Annotated in this window: 15 protein-coding genes; 3 read left to right on the top strand and 12 right to left on the bottom strand. The window is 67.0% G+C overall.

Annotated features, from left to right (window positions below; all coding sequences use genetic code 11):
* The 7 genes from JMF90_RS02970 to JMF90_RS02940 all read right to left on the bottom strand — a co-directional run.
* Window positions 1-224, bottom strand: a 224-nt coding sequence (locus JMF90_RS02970) for a YciI family protein (protein ID WP_201324952.1), incomplete at its 3' end; no start/stop codon positions are given.
* A 108-nt stretch (window positions 225-332) separates the two neighbouring features.
* Window positions 333-1,400, bottom strand: a complete 1,068-nt coding sequence (locus JMF90_RS02965) for a maleylacetate reductase (protein ID WP_011694482.1) — start codon at window positions 1,398-1,400, stop codon at window positions 333-335.
* Between the two features lie 7 nt (window positions 1,401-1,407).
* Complete coding sequence (locus JMF90_RS02960) at window positions 1,408-2,874, bottom strand: aldehyde dehydrogenase family protein (protein WP_011694481.1); 1,467 nt, start codon at window positions 2,872-2,874, stop codon at window positions 1,408-1,410.
* Window positions 2,875-2,930: 56 nt separating this feature from the next.
* Window positions 2,931-3,950, bottom strand: a complete 1,020-nt coding sequence (locus tag JMF90_RS02955; protein ID WP_011694480.1) for a hypothetical protein — start codon at window positions 3,948-3,950, stop codon at window positions 2,931-2,933.
* A 37-nt stretch (window positions 3,951-3,987) separates the two neighbouring features.
* On the bottom strand, window positions 3,988-4,482 hold the full coding sequence (locus JMF90_RS02950; protein WP_006479834.1) for a hypothetical protein: 495 nt from the start codon (window positions 4,480-4,482) through the stop codon (window positions 3,988-3,990).
* A 115-nt stretch (window positions 4,483-4,597) separates the two neighbouring features.
* Entirely contained in the window at window positions 4,598-5,527 is a 930-nt protein-coding gene (locus JMF90_RS02945; protein WP_011694479.1) for a LysR family transcriptional regulator, read from the bottom strand.
* Window positions 5,528-5,687: 160 nt separating this feature from the next.
* Window positions 5,688-6,941, bottom strand: a complete 1,254-nt coding sequence (locus JMF90_RS02940) for an MFS transporter (RefSeq protein ID WP_041489629.1) — start codon at window positions 6,939-6,941, stop codon at window positions 5,688-5,690.
* A 637-nt stretch (window positions 6,942-7,578) separates the two neighbouring features.
* On the opposite strand from JMF90_RS02940, the gene JMF90_RS02935 reads away from it, so the two are divergent.
* Window positions 7,579-9,057, top strand: coding sequence for an aminotransferase class V-fold PLP-dependent enzyme (locus tag JMF90_RS02935; RefSeq protein WP_011548374.1), 1,479 nt, complete (start codon window positions 7,579-7,581; stop codon window positions 9,055-9,057).
* Window positions 9,058-9,153: 96 nt separating this feature from the next.
* Here the strand turns inward: JMF90_RS02935 and JMF90_RS02930 are convergent, their stop codons facing one another.
* On the bottom strand, window positions 9,154-9,945 hold the full coding sequence (locus tag JMF90_RS02930) for a helix-turn-helix transcriptional regulator (RefSeq protein WP_011548375.1): 792 nt from the start codon (window positions 9,943-9,945) through the stop codon (window positions 9,154-9,156).
* 109 nt (window positions 9,946-10,054) lie between these two features.
* Here JMF90_RS02930 and JMF90_RS02925 point away from each other — a divergent pair, with 109 nt between their 5' ends.
* Window positions 10,055-11,134, top strand: coding sequence for a zinc-binding alcohol dehydrogenase family protein (locus tag JMF90_RS02925; protein WP_011548376.1), 1,080 nt, complete (start codon window positions 10,055-10,057; stop codon window positions 11,132-11,134).
* A 15-nt stretch (window positions 11,135-11,149) separates the two neighbouring features.
* Here the strand turns inward: JMF90_RS02925 and JMF90_RS02920 are convergent, their stop codons facing one another.
* The gene (locus JMF90_RS02920; RefSeq protein WP_011548377.1) at window positions 11,150-12,166 is read right to left on the bottom strand and encodes a DJ-1/PfpI family protein; all 1,017 of its coding nucleotides are present in this window, start codon (window positions 12,164-12,166) and stop codon (window positions 11,150-11,152) included.
* Between the two features lie 171 nt (window positions 12,167-12,337).
* On the opposite strand from JMF90_RS02920, the gene JMF90_RS02915 reads away from it, so the two are divergent.
* Window positions 12,338-13,348, top strand: coding sequence for a GlxA family transcriptional regulator (locus JMF90_RS02915; protein ID WP_011548378.1), 1,011 nt, complete (start codon window positions 12,338-12,340; stop codon window positions 13,346-13,348).
* Window positions 13,349-13,437: 89 nt separating this feature from the next.
* On the opposite strand, the gene JMF90_RS02910 is transcribed toward JMF90_RS02915, so the two are convergent.
* The 3 genes from JMF90_RS02910 to JMF90_RS02900 all read right to left on the bottom strand — a co-directional run.
* Window positions 13,438-13,830, bottom strand: coding sequence for a 2-oxoglutarate dehydrogenase (locus tag JMF90_RS02910; RefSeq protein WP_226292281.1), 393 nt, complete (start codon window positions 13,828-13,830; stop codon window positions 13,438-13,440).
* An 82-nt stretch (window positions 13,831-13,912) separates the two neighbouring features.
* The gene (locus JMF90_RS02905; protein ID WP_011548380.1) at window positions 13,913-15,760 is read right to left on the bottom strand and encodes a peptidase S10; all 1,848 of its coding nucleotides are present in this window, start codon (window positions 15,758-15,760) and stop codon (window positions 13,913-13,915) included.
* Between the two features lie 698 nt (window positions 15,761-16,458).
* Window positions 16,459-17,614, bottom strand: a 1,156-nt coding sequence (locus JMF90_RS02900) for an ExeM/NucH family extracellular endonuclease (RefSeq protein WP_201324951.1), incomplete at its 5' end; no start/stop codon positions are given.

Raw genomic sequence — 17,614 nt, 5'->3', positions numbered from 1 at the left:
TTGCCGACGAACCGCATCACCGCATGGATATCGTCCGCCTCGATGACGAGCAGCGTGCCGTTCATCGCGTCGCCTTGCGGGTCCAGCGTCGGGCCGCCGAGCCGCACATACACGCCGTGCTCGGCCGCCGAGCGCAGATAGCTCCGGTGAATCGGGCGCATGCGGTCGCGCACGTCACGCATGCCCGGTTGGTCGGTGGCAAACACCGCGAAAAAACGCGCCATGGCGATCAGCTCCGATCGAGGATGAAGCCGGACATCGCTTCGCGGTACAGGCCGTGCAGGCCGATCTGGTGAGTCATCACGTCGTTCTCCGTTCGCCCATCCGGCCGCTCAATGCGGCGCGCGTCCTTCCCATGCGTGCTGAAGCAACGCGCGAATCGCCGCGCGTTCGATCGGCCGCGGGTTCGCATACGGATTCCTGCATGCCAGATCGGCTGCTTCGTCGAGCCCCTGCTGCGGCATCCCGATATCGGCGAGCGCCGGCGCGATGCCGAGCTGCGCGTTGAGCCTGAACAGCAGCGGCCCGGCTTCCGCCGCATCGCGCCCGCCCAGCGCCCGCGCGACGCGACGCAGCGCATCGGGCGCAGCGGCGTGGTTGTAATGCGCGGTATGCGGCAACATCGCCGCGTGCGTCTGCGCGTGCGGCAGGTTGAACGTGCCGCCGAGCGTGTGGCAGAGCTTGTGATGCAACGCCATGCCGACCGCACCGAGGCAGGTGCCGGCGAGCCACGCGCCATACAGCGCGCGGCTGCGCATCGCACGATCTTGCGGATCGCGCACGACGACGGGCAACGCTTCGCCGAGCGCACGGATCGATTCTTCGGCCATCAAGCTGATGACCGGGTTTGCATCTTCCGCGTAGAGCGCCTCGACCGCATGCGCCATCGCATTGACACCGGACGCCGCCGAAATGGCTGGCGGCAACGACACCGTCAGCGAAGGGTCGTAAATCACGGTCCGCGGCAGCACGCGCGCATCGCGCCCGGTGCGCTTCAACCGATCTTCGGTGAGCCCGTAGATCGGCGTCATCTCCGAGCCGGCATAGGTCGTCGGCACGGCGAGGATCGGTAGCGACGATTGGAGCGCGATGGCCTTGCCCAGCCCGATCGTCGAACCGCCGCCGACCGCGATGCAACAGTCCGCGCCCAGTTCGGCGGCCGTCTCGCACGCCGCGCGTGCGACTTCGACCGGCACGTGCATCACGGCCTGCGCGCACACGCCGGCCGCCCGCTCGCCCAGCACGTCCTTCACGCGATCGGCGAGCGGCTGCTGTTCGGGCGTGGAGAGGATGAGCGCGCGGCGTGCGCCGAGCGCCGACAGCTCGTCCGGCAGCCGGGCCAGCGCGCCCCATTCGAAGACCACGCGCGACGGGGTGCCCTGATAGACGAAGCGCTCCATACGAGCCTCAGCGCTTGAAATGCGGCGGCACGTTGCCGTCGACGTTGACCCACACCGAGCGCGCTTCCGTGTAGTCGTGCATCGCCTCGAAGCCCATCTCGCGGCCGTAGCCCGACTTGCCGACGCCGCCGAACGGGCTGCCCGGATTGACGCGCTTGTAGCAGTTGATCCAGCACATGCCTGCGTCGATCCGCGCCGCCATCCGGTGGGCACGCGACAGGTCGTTGGTCCACAGGCCGCTGCCGAGCCCGTATTCGGTTGCGTTGGCGATGGCCAGCGCTTCGTCGTCGCTGCCGAAGCGCAGCACGGTGACGAACGGGCCGAACACTTCCTCCTGCGCGACACGGTCGGTCGCACGCTTCGCCTCGATGATCGTCGGGCGCACGTAGTAGCCATTGGCGAGCGCCGGGTCCTGCGGTGCGCTGCCGCCGGTCAGCACGCGGCCGCCCTGCTCGCGCGCGACGTCGACATACGACAGCACGCGATCGAGGTGCTGCTTCGACGTGAGCGGCCCCATTTCGGTATCCGGATCGAGCGGATTGCCGATCCGGATCGACGAGGCGAGCGCGACGAAGCGTTCGAGGAACGCGTCCGCGATGCGTTCGTGCAGCACCAGGCGCGACCCCGCGATACAGGCCTGCCCCTGGTTGTGGAAGATCGCCCACGCGGCGCCGTTGATGGCCGCGTCGAGGTTGGCATCGTCGAACACGATGTTGGCGCCCTTGCCGCCCAGTTCCAGTTGCACGCGCTTCAGGTTGCCCTGCGACGCTTCGACGATGCGCCGGCCCGTCGCCGTCGACCCGGTGAACGCGATCTTGCCGACGCCTGGATGTTCGGCGAGCCGCTGGCCGGCCGTATGCCCGTAGCCGGGCACGATGTTGACGACGCCGGCAGGAAACCCGACCTCGGCCATCAGCTCGACGATGCGCAGCGTCGACAGCGGCGTGATTTCCGACGGCTTGAGCACGACCGTGTTGCCGGCGGCGAGCGCCGGCCCCATCTTCCAGCTCGTGAACATCAACGGAAAATTCCACGGCACGATCTGGCCGACGACGCCGATCGGCGCGCGTTGCACGTAGTTCAGGAAACCGGTCTCGACCGGGATCACCGAGCCTTGCAGCTTGTCGGCCATGCCGCCGAAATAGCGAAAGCAGGCCGCCGTGCGCGGCACGTCGAGCGCACGCGAATCGCGAATCGGGTGGCCGGTGTCCAGCGATTCGAGCTGCGCCAGCGCGTCCGCGTTGGCTTCGATCGCATCGGCCAGGCGCAGCAGCAGACGGCCGCGCTCGGCGGCCGGCATCGCCGACCAGGTCGGGAAGGCGCGCGCCGCGGCTTCGACGGCCAGATCGACGTCCGCCGCGGTGGCCGCCGCGATCTTCGTGATGACGGAGCCGTCGTGCGGGTTCAGCACGTCGATCGTGCCGCGATCGACGGCGTCGACGAAGCGCCCGTCGATGAAGAGTTGGGTTTGCATGAATCGTCCTCGGTGTATCGCAAAAGCAAAAGCGGAAGCTGCAACTGACGCGCGGCCTAGAACGCGATCGGGTACGGCGCGAGCTCGCCGCTCTCGTAGCGTTGCGGCAGATCCGGCGTCGCGTTTTCCCAGACCAGCAGCATCGAGCGCTTCGTCGAATAGCCCTGATGCCGGATATCGGCCGGCATCGCGCAGATGTCGCCGGCCCGCATCGTGATGCGCGCACGCGGCGCGCCGGTGTTCTTGTCGCCGATGTCCCACACGATTTCGTCGGACAGTTGCAGGAACCATTCGACGCGATCGTTGCCGTGGAACACCGGGAGGATGAATTCCTCGGTGGTCGGGCAAAACAGGCTGCGCCCGCACACCGACGTGACCGACGGATTCCACGTCACGTCCGAGCGCGACAGGTACTTGAACAGGTTGAACGCGTGCAGTTCGCCGTCGAAGCCCGGCTCGACATGCACTTCCGGTTCGTCCTGCGTCACGTCGAGAAACGCGCGGTTGACCGGCAGCTCGTCGCGCAGCGGCGAGTCGCCCTCGAGGCCCGGCATGCGGCGCGTCGCGATGCGCGTGCGCTCGATCGCCGCGCCGTTCTCGCCGTGCTTGCGGCCGAACGCCGTGCCCGTTTCCTCGGGCGCCGCGAACGGGTCGAAGCCTTCGTTGGTCCAGTCGTGCAGCATCGCCTTGAAGGTCGCCATGATCGTCGGCGTGTCAAAGGTCTCGGTGTAGTCGACGCCGGCGTCCTTCAGGATGCCGTTGAAGGTGCCCGCATACATGTCGACCTTGCCGTAGTGATTGCGCGTGCCGAATACGTGGTCGAAATTCACCCAGCCGTAGAAGAAGCCCCATGCGACGTCGCGCATCATCGCGCGCAGGAACGCGTCCGCCGGCATCGCATGCGTGCGGGTCTGGCCTTTCGCGGGCCAGCTGATCTTCACGAAATATTCGTCGCGCTGGAAGGCGAATTCGCCAAGCTGAAAGCGGCGGTAGCCGGTGACGGCATCGGCTTCGGTCGATCGCACCAGATCGGCGGCAAAGCCGGTAGAAAGGTCGAGGGTCTCGAGGGTGGCCATTACGTGTCTCCTGGAATAGTCGAATGCGGTCGGAAGGTCAGTGCAGGCAGATCTCGGCCCACTTCTCGACGGACAGCTCGCCGAGCACGGTCTGGACGAGCGCGACGCCCGGCCGGCTCGCGGTGAAGCGATACGCACAACCGGCCGGCAGCAGCGCCTGATGCCCTTTACGCAACACGACGTACCCCATGTTTCGGCCGGCCGGATGCGCGCCCGCGCGCACGGTGCCGCGGCCCGATTGCGGCGGATCGTCGAGCTTGATGAAGTCGATGCGGACTTCGCCGTCCATCTGGATCGCGAACTCGTCGTGCGCGCACGCGAACCACGGCGACTGCCCGTCGGTCCGCAACACTTCGATCACGTATTCGAGGTTCTTGCCGGCGACGACCTTTTCGTAAGGGGCCGACTTCGACGCCACCTCGAAGACGTTCGAGAAGGCGTAGTGCTGCGCGCTGCCGCTGGTGATTTCGATCTCGCCCTTCCGGTAACCATCGAGCGAACCGAAGACGGTGTGGAATGCCGTGCTGGTCATTGCTGTCTCCTGAGTTGAACCGCTTGTTGGATTCCACTCTAGGGGCAACGAACACCAGCAACAAGGCAACGGACGACGATTACGGCATTTGCGTTTCGCGAATAATCCGCGCGGGTCAACGCACCCAGCCGCGCGCCAGCAGCGGCAGATCCCACGGCGATTCGTCGCCGATGTATTCGGCGAGGAATTCGACCAACGCTCTCACCTTCAACGCCTGTCGCTGCGTCGCGGGATAAACGGCGGCGAAGCTCAGCGGCGCGAGCTGGTAGTCGGTCAGGATCGGCACCAGGCGGCCCGCGACGAGCGCGTCGCTCGCCACGAGCGTCGGCAGGCAGACGACGCCGCCGCCAGTCAACGCGTACTCGCGCAACAGATGAACGGAGTTCGAGCGGATCATGCCCGGCAACTCCATTTCGACGACCTCGTCCCCGCGCGTCATCGTCCAGCGGTTGCGCGACGGGTAGCCCGAATACAGCGCCGTGGTGTGTTGCAGCAGATCGCGCGGATGTTGTGGTGCACCATGCGCGTCGACATACGCTGGCGCGGCACAGAAGAGACGCCTGACCGTAAACAGCCGTCGCTCGATCAGCGACTCGGAAATCGGCGGGAAGATCTGGAACGCGATGTCGAACCCTTCTTCGACAGGGTCGACGACGCGATCGTTGACGATGATGTCGAGCTGGATGCCCGGATAGCGCTGATTGAATGCGGCGAGCGGCGCGCCGAAGTGATCGAGCGCGAAGCCGGGCAGCATCTGGATGCGCAGCCGGCCGGTCGGTGTGGCGCGCAGTTCGCGCATCTGGTCCGTCAGCTCGTTGACGCGGCCCACCACCTCGGCACACTCGCGATAGAACGTCTCGCCGACTTCCGACAGCCGCACGTGGCGCGTGCTGCGGTGGAACAACGGTGCATTGACGAACTTCTCGAGCTGCTGGATGCGGTTCGTCACGACCGAACTCGTCACACCCAGTTGCCGCGCCGCTTCGGCGAAGCTGCTGGCCTCCGCGACCCTCACGAATGCCTCGATGCTCAGAAACCGGTCCATACCGCACCTTTTTTCGACAGCGGAACCGGCAGTCTACCTGTGCGGGCGAAGCGCTGTGTCATGCAAAAGGCGTCACTGTGTCGCCAAATCGATGTCAATCGCCGGGCGCGCCGGCACCGGTGCTCGAAGGTACGCCCGCGCCGGTATGCGCTCGCCGGCATTACCGCGACTGCTCGCCGGCGGCCAGCCCCGGTTGCACGGCCGCGCGGCGCTGCAGCACGGCCGGTGCGGTTTCCTTCAGCAGCAGGCTGACCACGATGCCGAGCAGCACCGAGCCCATCGGCAGCCACAGAATGTTCTGGATGCCAAAGTGTGCGGCAACGTAGCCGCCCATCGCCGGCGCGATGCCGCCGCCGAAGATCTCGCCAACGCCGACCACCACGCCGATGGACGTCGACACGAGGCCGACCGGCGCGGCCTCGGTCGCTACCGGCCCGGACAGCAGCGACACCAGCCCGAGCGTGAAGAACGATGCGACGAACAGCACACCGAACAGCGCGAGCGGCTGCGGGCCGAGGCCGCGGAACACGTAGAGCATCACGGCCGTGCCCGCGAAGCCGACGATGCTGGCGATGCGGCGGCCGACCAGATCGGACAGGCCGGGCAACCCGAACTGGCCGAGAAAGCCGCCGAAGCCGATCGCGGACACGACGAGCCCCATCTTCTGCGTGCCGAGCGACAGGTAATCGGTCAGGTACAGCGGCAGCAGCGCGCCGAGCACGAAGACGCCCGTCATCGCACAGCACAGCGCGGCCATCGCGACGAGAATGTTGCGGCTCCTGAGCACATGCCCGAGCGACGCGGGTGCGTGCTCCGACGCGACCTCCTTCGCAACCTTCGGCTCGCGGATCACGAAGAACATGATCGCGCCGAGGATCAGGCCGGGCACGGCCACGAGCGCGAAGACCCAGCGCCACGACACGAAACCGAGCAACTGCGTGGCGATGATCGGCGACAGCGCGAGGCCGAACAGCGCGAAGCCGCTTTGCTGCAGGCCGAGGTTCAGGCCGCGCCGCCGCGGATGCGACGCATCGGCGGTCGCCGCAAAACTCGTCGGACAGAACGAGCCTTCCGCGACGCCCATCAGCCCGCGAATCGCCATCAGGCCGAGCAGCCCGCCCGCGAGCCCCGAGAAGCCCGACAGCAGCGAGAACGCGATGATGGCCGGTATCAGCACCTTCCGGCGGCCGATCTTGTCCGAGATACCGCCCATCAGCGCCGCGAAGATGCCCCACGACAGGCCGAGCACGCCGATGCAGTTGCCGACGTCCTGTGCGGTCAGGTCGAGGTCCTTCATGATCGAAGGAAACAGCGGCGCGATGAGCCAGCGGTCGAGGCCGACCAGCCCGAAGCCGAGCGCCAGCAGCGTCACCGCCTTCCACTCGTATGAGGTATCCCACTCGTTTGCTTGCATGTCCGTCTCCGTGGACGCCGGTTCGCCCGCGTGCGCCGCAGCGCCTGCGCATGGCCCGGGTCCGATGGTTTTTGTGTGCGACGCGAATCGCGAGGATCGCGAGGAAGTGCCGGCTGGCGTCCGGATTCGACGCATCGAACGGGCTCAGCCAACGCCACCACGATAGGTGCGCGGCCGCCGATCGGGTATGGAACAACCAGCGAACGCGTCATTCGCGAAACGCAAATAATCGGGAGCGGCGGGCGGGAAGGGGCGGCGGGAAAGCGTCGGGCGAAGGGTGCGGCACTGGAGTGGCACTCGCTCGCGTGTTACCGGGGGAATCCCTCATAGACCTCGGGGTGTCGGCGGACTGCTCGCTCGGTGCGGTCGATTCCGTGTTGGAAAACGTGCTCGATGGATGCGGAGCAACTGGAAAGAAGTGCTCCGGGCACCCTTCCGGCGAGCCGTCGCCGTCGAAAACTTCGTCGCCAATCTTCACCTGTATGGGCACCGGCCAGATCGAGAAGTAAATTCCATTATTCATCGATTTCATAAAACATTATTCCACACGGAGCCCAATCCCCAGCCAACTTTGGATCCTTTTTCCCTTCTGTCCCCCGTATCATTTCCGTCACTACGCAATCAGCAAGAGACGGACATGAGCGACACCACCCCGCTGCACTACCTCGACTACGCAGCCACGACCCCTGCCGATCCGCGCGTGATCGAAGCGATGACGGCCTGCCTCGGCTTCGACGGCATCTTCGGCAACCCCGCATCCAGTTCGCACGCCGCCGGCCGGCTCGCGAAAGACAAGGTCGAGCACGCCCGCGCGCAAGTCGCCTCCCTGATCGGCGCGGATGCCGACGAGATCGTCTGGACGTCGGGCGCCACCGAGTCGAACAACCTCGCGCTGAAGGGCTATGCGGAACACGCGACCGGCAAGCGCCACCTGATCACGAGCCGCCTCGAGCACAAAGCCATCCTCGACACGATGGCGAACCTGGCGAAACACGGCACACAGGTCACCTTCCTGACCCCCGATGCCCACGGCGAAATCACCGCCGACGCGGTGGCGGCCGCGATCGGCCCCGACACCGGCCTCGTGTCGCTGATGCTCGTGAACAACGAGATCGGCACGCTGACCGACATCGGCGCGATCGCCCGCATCGTGCATGCCGCCGGCGCACTGCTCCACGTCGACGCCGCGCAGGCGCTCGGCAAGACGCCGATCGACGTGCGCGCGCTCGGCATCGACATGATGTCGATGTCCGCCCACAAGGTGTACGGCCCGAAGGGCATCGGCGCGCTGTTCGTGCGCCGCGAGATCGCGAGCCGGATCGCGCCGCAGATTCACGGCGGCGGCCACGAGCGCGGCTTGCGCTCGGGCACGCTCGCCACGCATCAGATCGTCGGCATGGGCGTCGCATGCGCGCTCGCCGCTGAAAAGCTCGACGGCGAAGCCGCACGGATCGCGGCGCTCGGCGCGCGGCTCACCCGCGCGCTGTTCGCGCTCGGCGACGTCACGCAGAACGCGGCCGCCGCCCGCCGCATCCCGCACACGCTGAGCCTGACGGTGCATGCGCCGGGCTTCTTCCCGTTCATGCTCGGCGATGCGCTCGCCGTGTCGTCCACCTCCGCATGCAATTCGACCAGCGGCGCGCCGTCCCACGTGCTGACCGCGATCGGCCTCGATGCGGAAACCGCCGGGCGCACGGTGCGCATCAGCTTCGGGCGGTTCTCGACCGAACAGGACGTCGACTTCGCGATCGGCTGTTTCGCGCGGGCGATCGAGCAATGTCGGGCCGCGGCGGCGACCGGCTTCACCGCGTCGCGGCAGATCACGCCGGCCGACCTGAAGGCGATCCGCAATGCCGGTTTCCGCGCGGTGATCTGCAACCGGCCGGATGGCGAAGGCGACGATCAGCCGGCGTTCGAGGAGATCGCCGCGGCCGCGCGCGAACTCGGCATGGACGCGCGCTACCTGCCGGTCGAACGCGACCGCATCGGCGACGCGGAAGTCGACGCGTTCGGCGCGCTGGTCGACGCGCTGCCGAAGCCGGTGCTCGCGTATTGCCGCAGCGGCAGCCGCTCCGGCCTGCTTTGGAATCGGCTGTCCGCGCGACGCACGGCCTGAGCCGCCGCCCTTCCGCCGTTACGCGTCACCCCTGCGTTCACGCACGAAGCCGATGCCTCGCTGCATGAACGCCGGATGGCGCCGGTCACTTCCGCCTCACGTCTGTTCATCGCCGTTCACCGGCGTATAGATCGCCAGCTTCAGCGCGGGATCGTCGTTCGCCTGAAACGTCGCGTACTCGTAGCGCTGCGTGCCGCGTCGCGCATGCACGAGCACCTTCTCGCCCGACACGCCACTGCGCACGTCATGCGCATCCCACCATTGTGCGAACTCGCCGCTGCCGGTGCGCAGGCGCGCCACCAGCGCGACGAACGCCGGGTCGCTCGCGTAGAGATCGTGGTTCGCGCGAAACAGCGCGATCATCCGGCGTGCCTCGTCGGCCCAACTGGCGGCGAACAGCGCACGCGCGTACGGCGCCTCGAACATGTAGACGAGGATGTTGCGATCGGCCGGCGCCAGCCGGTCGAAGCCGAGCAGATCGGCCGCGGCAGCATTCCACGCGAGGATGTCCCAGCGCCGGCCGGTCACGTACGCAGGCTGCTGAAGATGCGCGACGAGCCGCGCGATGGCCGGCGGCACATGCTCCGGCACGAACGCACGTGCCCCGTCGCGCCGCGCGAGCGTGCGCAGGTGGGCGGCTTCGGCCTTGTCGAGCCGCAACGCGCGCGCCAGCGCGTCGAGCGTCGCATCCGACGGATTGACGTCGCGCCCCTGCTCGAGCCGCACGTACCAGTCGACGCCGATGCCCGCCCGTTCCGCGACTTCCTCGCGCCGCAGGCCGGGCGTGCGCCGGCGCGGGCCGTCGTGCAGGCCGACGGCATCCGGGCGCAGCTTCTTGCGCCGCGAGCGCAGGAAATCGCCGAACGGGGTTCGCGTGGTGACGGTCATCGGGTTCGCTCCGTGCTGGGTGGTACCGGCCGATCCTGGGTTCGCGCCGGGCCTTGTTGCCGATTCTAAGCCTGCCAGAATCGACGCGTCCCCACCCCGAGGAAGCGTCATGAAAGCTGCGATCCTGAAGTCGCTCGGCCAGCCGCTCGCGATCGAAACGATACCGGACCCCGTGCTCGGCACCGGCGAAGTCGTCGTGGACGTCGTCGCGACGCCGGTTCTGTCCTATGCACGGGAAGTGTTCAGCGGCGAGCGCCGCTATCCGATCGAGTTGCCGATGGTGCCGGGCTGCGGCGCGATCGGCCGGGTCCGGCAAACCGGCCCCGACGCGACGCAATTGCAGCCGGGCGACTGGGTGTTCTGCGACCCGACCGTGCGCTCGCGCGACGATGCGCGGATGCCCGACATCGTGCTGCAGGGCTGGAGTGCGCGCGGCGAAGGCGGCAAGCAGTTGCAGCGCTATTTCCACGACGGCCCGTTCGCCGAGCGGCTGCGCGTGCCGACCGAGAACGCGGTGCGCATCGGCGCGATCGCGCCGGCCGACGCCGCGCGCTGGTGCGCACTCAATACGCTGCTCGTGCCTTACGGCGGCCTGCTTGCGTCCGACCTGCGCGCCGGCGAAATCCTGCTCGTCAGCGGCGCGACCGGCAATTTCGGCAGCGCCTGCATCGCGGTGGCGCTGGCGATGGGCGCGCAATGCGTGGTCGCGCCCGGCCGTAATGCACGCGTGCTGGCGGAGCTCGAACGCCGCTTCGGCGAGCGCGTGCGCACGGTCGGGCTGACCGGCGACGAAACCGCGGACCGCATCCGCATGCAGCAGGCGGCGCCGGGGCCGATCGACTGCGTGATCGACCTGATGCCGCCGTCGGTGCCGGCGACGACGGTGCGTGCCGCCGTGATGGCCGTGCGTCCTTATGGACGCGTGGTGCTGATGGGCGGCGTCGGCATGCTCGGCGGAGCCGGGCTCGAGCTGCCGTATCCGTGGATCATGCGCAACGACATCACGCTGCGCGGCAAATGGATGTACCCGACGGAAGCCGTGACGCTGATGACCGGGCTCGTCCGCGGCGGGTTGCTCGACCTCGGGCATTTCGACGTAACGGTCTTCGCGCTCGACGACGCGAACGACGCGGTCGCGCATGCGGCGGAACATGGCGGGCCGTTCAGGATGACGGTGATCGCGCCGTAGCCTGCGCGATGGGTGCTACTTCGGATACTCCAGTTGCAGCGCGACCCAACTGGACGTCGCGTCGTCGTAGCGCGCCGCGATATCGGCAAGCACGCCGGGCAGCGCCGAATCGCCCCGCCGGCCAGCCGACATCGCCACACGCGCGTGCCGGACATCGGCCGGCTGCGCCAGCAACCGCAGCCCGTGCCTCGACTCGACTACGCTCGCATCGGCCGTCGCGACGACATCACTGCGCCAGGTCCGCGCCCACGCGTCGGCGGTCAACGCGACCGTGAGTTCGTCGAACCCGCTTTCGACCGGCAGATCGAACGTCTCGTGCCGCCAGAACGCGAGGCGGTTCATCAATGCGATCGCCACCGCGCGCGCGGTCAACCCGAACCGGCCACCGTCGTGATCATCGCTCCAAGCCTGTACGCCGAGGCCCCGCGCTGTCTCGCGCGCTGCGTTCGGTCCGGCCAGCACACCCAGCAACGCCAGCGAAGCGGGAATCGATGCGGATACGCCGGTCGTCGTCATGACGTTGCCGTCCATCACGTAGCGACGATCGTCGACCCATTTCGTCTCGGTGAAGCGGCGACGCAGGCCCTCGCGCGAATACCAGTGCGACGTTGCGGTGCGCTGCCGCAGCAGGCCGGTGTTCGCGAGGACCTCGGCGCCATCGCAGATCGCCACCATCGTCGCGCCGGCAGCAGCCTGCCTACGTAGCCAGGCCAGCACGGCCGGCCGGTCCGCACGATGCAGCGCGGGAACGATCACGACGTCGGCGCCCGCGGGCACCGTCGCGTCGAACCGGTCGAACGTGGTATCGGCCAGCATGCGCAGGGCGGGCATCAGTTCGACCGTGCCTTCGTCGGCCGACACGGCGACGACATCGACGGCGCCGGAGCGCTTCAGAATCGCGTACGGAACGATGAAATCGGTCGTCTCCGTGCCGGCGTTGTCCGCGACGATCACCACGAGCGGCCGCGTGCGGCCCGCCTTCGGCATGGCGATCGTCAGCGTCCGGGCCGCCGCCGGCGCATCTTCCGCCATCGCCCGCGTCGGCCCCCCAATGCCCACGCACCCAACAGCCCGCACACGAGCAACACCGCGCTGCCTGTCTTCCGTTCCCGCATCGTCCACCCGTATCGATCGATTGCATGTCCGGAAAATTACAAGGATCATGCTCGCGGTCACAAGGACAACTCCACCGCACTTTCCGCCATGTCCCAGTCAACCTGTTCGGCACGCGACATCGTCGTCGTCGGCTTCGAAGGCGTCCAGTCGCTCGACATCACGGGGCCGATGGAAGTGTTCGCGGTCGCGAACCGTCATCTTCCGGCGCACGCCGCCCCATACCGGCTCACGCTCGCGTCGCAACACGGGGACGACATCGTCACGCACGCGGGCCTGCGCCTCGCCGGCGCGGCCGCACTGGCGGCGCTGCCCGCACGAATCGACACGATCATCGTCGCGGGCGGCGATGAAGCGGCGCTGCGGCACGCCGCGTCGGAAGCCGGCGTGCTGCCGTGGCTCCGCACGCGGATCGCGGACACGCGGCGCATCGCGAGCATCTGCACGGGTGCGTTCGTGCTCGCCGCCGGCGGATGGCTGGACGGCAAGCGCGCGACCACGCACTGGAACCAGTGCGCGACGCTACAGGCGCTCTGTCCCGACGCGCGGATCGAACCGGACGCGCTCTACGTGAGCGATCCGCCGTTCCATACGTCGGCCGGCGTGACGGCCGGCATCGATCTGTGTCTGGCACTCGTCGAGGCGGACTGCGGCGCGCCCACCGCGCTCGCGGTCGCACGCGAACTGGTGCTGTTCATGCATCGTCCCGGCGGACAGGCGCAGTTCAGCGTCGGGCTCGACATCCAGGCTCGTGCGACGCCGCGCATGCGTTCACTGCTCGCCGACATCGCCGACGATCCGGCCGGCGACCTCGGCGTCGCCGCGCTGGCCGCGCGAATGCACATGAGCGAACGGACCTTCGCGCGCAATTTCTTCAGGGAGACCGGCGTGTCGCCCGCGCAGTACGTGCTGGCCGCGCGTGTCGAGCGAGCGAAGGCGCTGCTGGAGCGGGCCGACTGGCCACTCGAACGGATCGCGGAACGCGCGGGATTCGGCAGCGTGGACGCGCTGCAGCGTGCGTTCGCGAAACGCGTCGGCGCCTCGCCGCGCGACTATCGCGCGCGCTTCGGGCCGCGACGCGAGAAGCGGCGGAGGGAATAGGACGCCGGCCGATCCAGCGCCTGCGCCCGCCGACATTCGGCGGCCCGCGCGACCGAAAGCCGCGCCGGCTGCCGCCCTGCCCGGCTACGTCACTCGTCCTGCTGTTCCTGCTGCGCCTGCACCTGCCGCTGCCGGATGAACTGCCGGACATCGCTCATCGTCACGCGGCCGGTGTGCTTCGCATCGATCTCGTCGAAGTGCTTCGACACGAAGCCGAGCCCGCTGCTCTGCGCCTGCGCTTTCGTCACCGCCGCGCCGTTGCTCAGCACGGTATTGCCGCCGAGCCGCGCGTCGACGCGCTGTTGCGCCTGCTGTTGCAAGGCCGCGCCGGTCGACGGCAACACCGGCGCCGCGCGCGTGGCCGGAAAGAACGGACCGTCGACACCGCGCCCGCCGTGCGGCAGCTTCACCGGCGCCACCGCCTGCGGCGGCAACGCATGGGCACTGCTCATCACGGCACCGAGCACGATCAACGGAGACATACGCCGCATCAATTGGATTAGGGACATGATCGCTCGCATTCAATGGATGAAGAGAGGGTTCCTTTGATAAGGACTCCGTCGCTCAAGGGGTTGCCGCCAGCGTCGTCGCGGCGGTCGCGCCTGGCGTGCTGCCGGTCGGGACGCTCGGCGGGTTTTCATCCGGCCACGGCGGCGGCAGCGTGTGCAGCGTCAGCGCCGTCGGAATCCGCGCGCCCTTGTAGAAGGTCTGCAAATCCCGCTTCATCTGCGGGCGCGCGACGTCGTCCAGATAGATCATGTGACCACCCTGGAAGAAGTTCACCTGCAGCTTCGGATTCAGGCCCTTCACCGTCTGCAGCCGCGCGAGTTGCTTCTCGGTGTTGAAGAACGGCGTCGCGAGATCGTGGAAGCCGTTCTCCGCGAGCACGCGAAGCTTCGGGTTGAGCTGCAGCGCGCCGAGCAGATCGGGGATCGTGTCCGGCATCGGCTGGCCGTCGTGCGAGAAATCCCAGACCTCGATGATGTTGTCGTTCAGCGGCAAGTACGTCGCGTTCGGGGCCGTATAGCCGAGGTAATCCGGCATCTGCGTCGCGAGCGCGTTCGTGAACGGCTGAGAGATCAGGATGTCGGACGGATCGCCGTCGTTCTGCAGCCGCGGGTCCGAATTCGGCAACGACACGCGCCCGTCGTACCGGCCGATCGTCGTGCCGGGCAGCAGGCTCGTGCCGAACGGATTCGCGTTGAAGTAACCGCGCAGCGCCTGCTGGGTGAGGCTCGACGGGATCGACCACAGCCTGAGCGTCGCATCGCTCGGGAACACCGGCGTGCCGAGCGCATCCGGGATGCCGAGCTGGCTCAACACCCACGACTGCGAGTACTTCTGCAGCTGGCTGTAGATCAGCGTCGTGAACAGTTCCGTCTGCAGTGCATACAGATCCTGGTTCACCGGCGCCGGCGACACCTGGTTGAAGTACGCCGCGACCGCCGCGTAGCCGGGCAGATAGCCGGCCACCGTGTCGGTATCGAGCAACAGCCCTTCGGTCGATTGCGTGATCGCCACCGCTTCCACCGCGTCCGCGAAGTAGTTCAGGATCGCCGACTGCAGCACGATGCCCGTCAGGTGCACGCCGGCCGATTCGAGCGCGAGCGCGAGCATGTCGGTACGCGGCGTGCCGTACGATTCGCCGTACAGGTAGATCGGCGACGTGCCGCGGCTGTTGACGTTCAGGTAGCGCTGGATGAAGTCGCGCATGATGTTCACGTCCACGTCGGAACCCCAGTACTTCTGGTTGGTGTTCGGCAACACGGCTTCCGACAGCCCGGTGCCGGGCGGGTCGATGAACACGAGGTCGGTGGTGTCGATCAGGCTCTCCGCATTGTCGACGAGCGGATAGTTCGGCCAGTTGTTGCCGAACAGCGGATCGGGCGTGGCCACGCGGGTCGGCGCGAACGAGCCGAGGCGCAGCCAGATCGACGACGAGCCGGGCCCGCCGTTATAGACGAACGTGACCGGGCGCGGCTTGCCGTTCGTGCTGGGCGCGGTGTACGCGACATACGACATCGACGCTTCCGGGTTGCCGTTCGCATCCTGCGCGGTCAGGTGGCCGGTGGTGGTCGTGTAGTCGATCGTCTTGCCGCCGCCTTTCCACTGGTAATGCATGACGGCCGCTTTCTCGGACACCTGCGACGGCGCAAGGCCGTCGGTCGCGTTCATCGAGTACGCGACCGGGTCGACGTACGGCTGGTTGGTGGCCGGCGCCTGGGTGCCGGCGGCCTGCGCGCTGGCCTGCTGGCTCGCGGTGGCCTGCGCGAGACTCGACGCGCCGACGGACGACGAATCGTCACCGCCGCATGCCGCGAGCGCCAGTGTCATGGCAGTCAATGCGCCTAGCCCGGCCAGCCGGCCGCGACGAACACGGCGGCTGCCGGTACTGCTCCTGTCTGGTTTCATTCTCTGCCCTTTGATTTCGGATACCGTGTCACAAAGGCCGCCAACGCCCGCGACACGCGCAAGCTGACCCGCCACTCGCGTTGCACGATCGGCAGTCGGCGGTTGGGGATGGGACTGCTAAGAGACTGAACTTGATACAGACACAGCAAACTGCTGGCGAGAATGATGCCCGGACGCGCCCCCTGCAGTTTGGACAACTTTTGTATGACTGAAACTTGAGCCATGACAAAAATAGGCGGTGCTGCGCCGCGTTGTCAAAGATCATTCGGATATTAAAAATCCCGCAATGATGCGAAGGCTGGACAGTGTCTGGTATTTGAAAGAAAACGGAATTATTCGTGCAAGGCGAGCTTTATCGGCTATGTCGCGTCGAATATTTTACTTTTTCGGCATAACACGGAAGCCTTTCCTGCATTGGAGAAACGCATCGAAAGCCTTCAGATCGACAGGACTATTCTTTCAATTTTATTATCGTCAATCGATTAAGACGATGCAGCAGCATGCACACGTCATTCGATGATTCTTTCCATTTCAATCGCACTTCAATCGAAGTATCGATGTGCACCGCATCATCCATAAAATACCGGTTCGATTAATTGTTCACGGCATTATTTACCCGGTATTCGAACGGCTTTCCGGAACGGGCGCGATGTCCGGCATTGCCGCACATCGCGCCGTCACCAAGACTCAAACCACGCTTACTTTCCGCCGCCCGGCAGCGCGATATCGATCAGCACCGGATCGTGATCCGACGAACGATACGCATCGGCCGCGTAGAACGTCTTCTGCTGCTCGGCCGACTTGTACGCAAGCGTGTACTGCAGCGCGAGCGGCTCGTCCGCATTGATGTGCCATTCGTGCACGGCCTTAACGTGCGACGCGAGCGGCAGCGTCGCCAGTGCGTGGTCGAGATAACCGGCTTCGCCGTTGTACACGTAGCTGTACGCATTCGCGCCGATCCAGCGCGCGACGAGGTTGCGGTAGCCGCGCGATTCCAGCGTGCGGATCGGATCTTCGTACGTGTAGCTGTTGAAGTCGCCGATCAGCAGCACGCCCTGGCTCTTGACGCCCGTCGGGTTGCCGGCCAGCCAGTCGGCGACCTTCGCCGCCGCGCGCGTGCGCGTCGGGTTCCAGCAGCCTTGACCATCGCCCTGGTCGAGATCGTCGTTCGCGGCGTCCGGGCAGTTCTTCGACTTCAGGTGGTTCACGGCCACCGTCAGCGCCTGCTTGTTGCCGTTGACCAGCCGGAACGACTGCGCGAGCGGCTGGCGATTCTTGTCGTCGATCGCGAGCGTCGCCGCACGGCCGACCGGCTCGACCTTGCGGCTGTCGTAGATCATCGCGACCGCAATCGCATCGCCGCCGAGCCGCGACGTGCCCGGATCGACCACGCGCCAGTGGTTGCCCAGCTTCGCCGCGAGCTGGCGCACCGCGCTCAGTTCGCCATAGCCGTTGTTCTGGATTTCCATCAGGCCGATCACGTCGGCGTCGATCGCCTTCAGCGCGCTGACGATCTTCGCTTCCTGGCGCTGGAATTCCTGGAACGTCTTCGCGCCGCGATTGTTCGGATCGTCGAAGCCGCCGCCGAGACCGTTGCCGTTGAAGTAGTTCAGTACGTTGAACGATGCGACGCGCAGGTTCGATTTCGGATCGCGCGCCGGTGCGATGGTGCGCGGGTTCGAACGCGCGTCGAACGCCGGCACGGCCGCGCCCGGCAGCGGCTGCACGCGCCAGGCGCCGTAACGCACTTCGAGCACGCCTTCCACGTCGCGCACGGTGTAGCCCGCGCGCAGCGTGTTCGCGGCCGACAGGCCCGGCGCCGGATACGGCACGGTCGCGGGGTTCTGCTTGTTC

This window comes from Burkholderia sp. E168m23, from assembly GCF_016586125.1.
GTDB lineage: Bacteria > Pseudomonadota > Gammaproteobacteria > Burkholderiales > Burkholderiaceae > Burkholderia > Burkholderia orbicola.
This window is presented reverse-complemented; position numbering and strand designations above follow the sequence as displayed.

Coding starts and splice junctions, on each gene's coding strand:
- JMF90_RS02925 (WP_011548376.1), top strand. CDS start 10,055: ATGAAAGCTGCGATCCTGAAGTCGCTCGGCCAGCCGCTCGCGATCGAA.
- JMF90_RS02935 (WP_011548374.1), top strand. CDS start 7,579: ATGAGCGACACCACCCCGCTGCACTACCTCGACTACGCAGCCACGACC.
- JMF90_RS02920 (WP_011548377.1), bottom strand. CDS start 12,166: ATGGCGGAAGATGCGCCGGCGGCGGCCCGGACGCTGACGATCGCCATG.
- JMF90_RS02915 (WP_011548378.1), top strand. CDS start 12,338: ATGTCCCAGTCAACCTGTTCGGCACGCGACATCGTCGTCGTCGGCTTC.
- JMF90_RS02960 (WP_011694481.1), bottom strand. CDS start 2,874: ATGCAAACCCAACTCTTCATCGACGGGCGCTTCGTCGACGCCGTCGAT.
- JMF90_RS02955 (WP_011694480.1), bottom strand. CDS start 3,950: ATGGCCACCCTCGAGACCCTCGACCTTTCTACCGGCTTTGCCGCCGAT.
- JMF90_RS02905 (WP_011548380.1), bottom strand. CDS start 15,760: ATGAAACCAGACAGGAGCAGTACCGGCAGCCGCCGTGTTCGTCGCGGC.
- JMF90_RS02910 (WP_226292281.1), bottom strand. CDS start 13,830: ATGTCTCCGTTGATCGTGCTCGGTGCCGTGATGAGCAGTGCCCATGCG.
- JMF90_RS02950 (WP_006479834.1), bottom strand. CDS start 4,482: ATGACCAGCACGGCATTCCACACCGTCTTCGGTTCGCTCGATGGTTAC.
- JMF90_RS02945 (WP_011694479.1), bottom strand. CDS start 5,527: ATGGACCGGTTTCTGAGCATCGAGGCATTCGTGAGGGTCGCGGAGGCC.
- JMF90_RS02930 (WP_011548375.1), bottom strand. CDS start 9,945: ATGACCGTCACCACGCGAACCCCGTTCGGCGATTTCCTGCGCTCGCGG.
- JMF90_RS02940 (WP_041489629.1), bottom strand. CDS start 6,941: ATGCAAGCAAACGAGTGGGATACCTCATACGAGTGGAAGGCGGTGACG.
- JMF90_RS02965 (WP_011694482.1), bottom strand. CDS start 1,400: ATGGAGCGCTTCGTCTATCAGGGCACCCCGTCGCGCGTGGTCTTCGAA.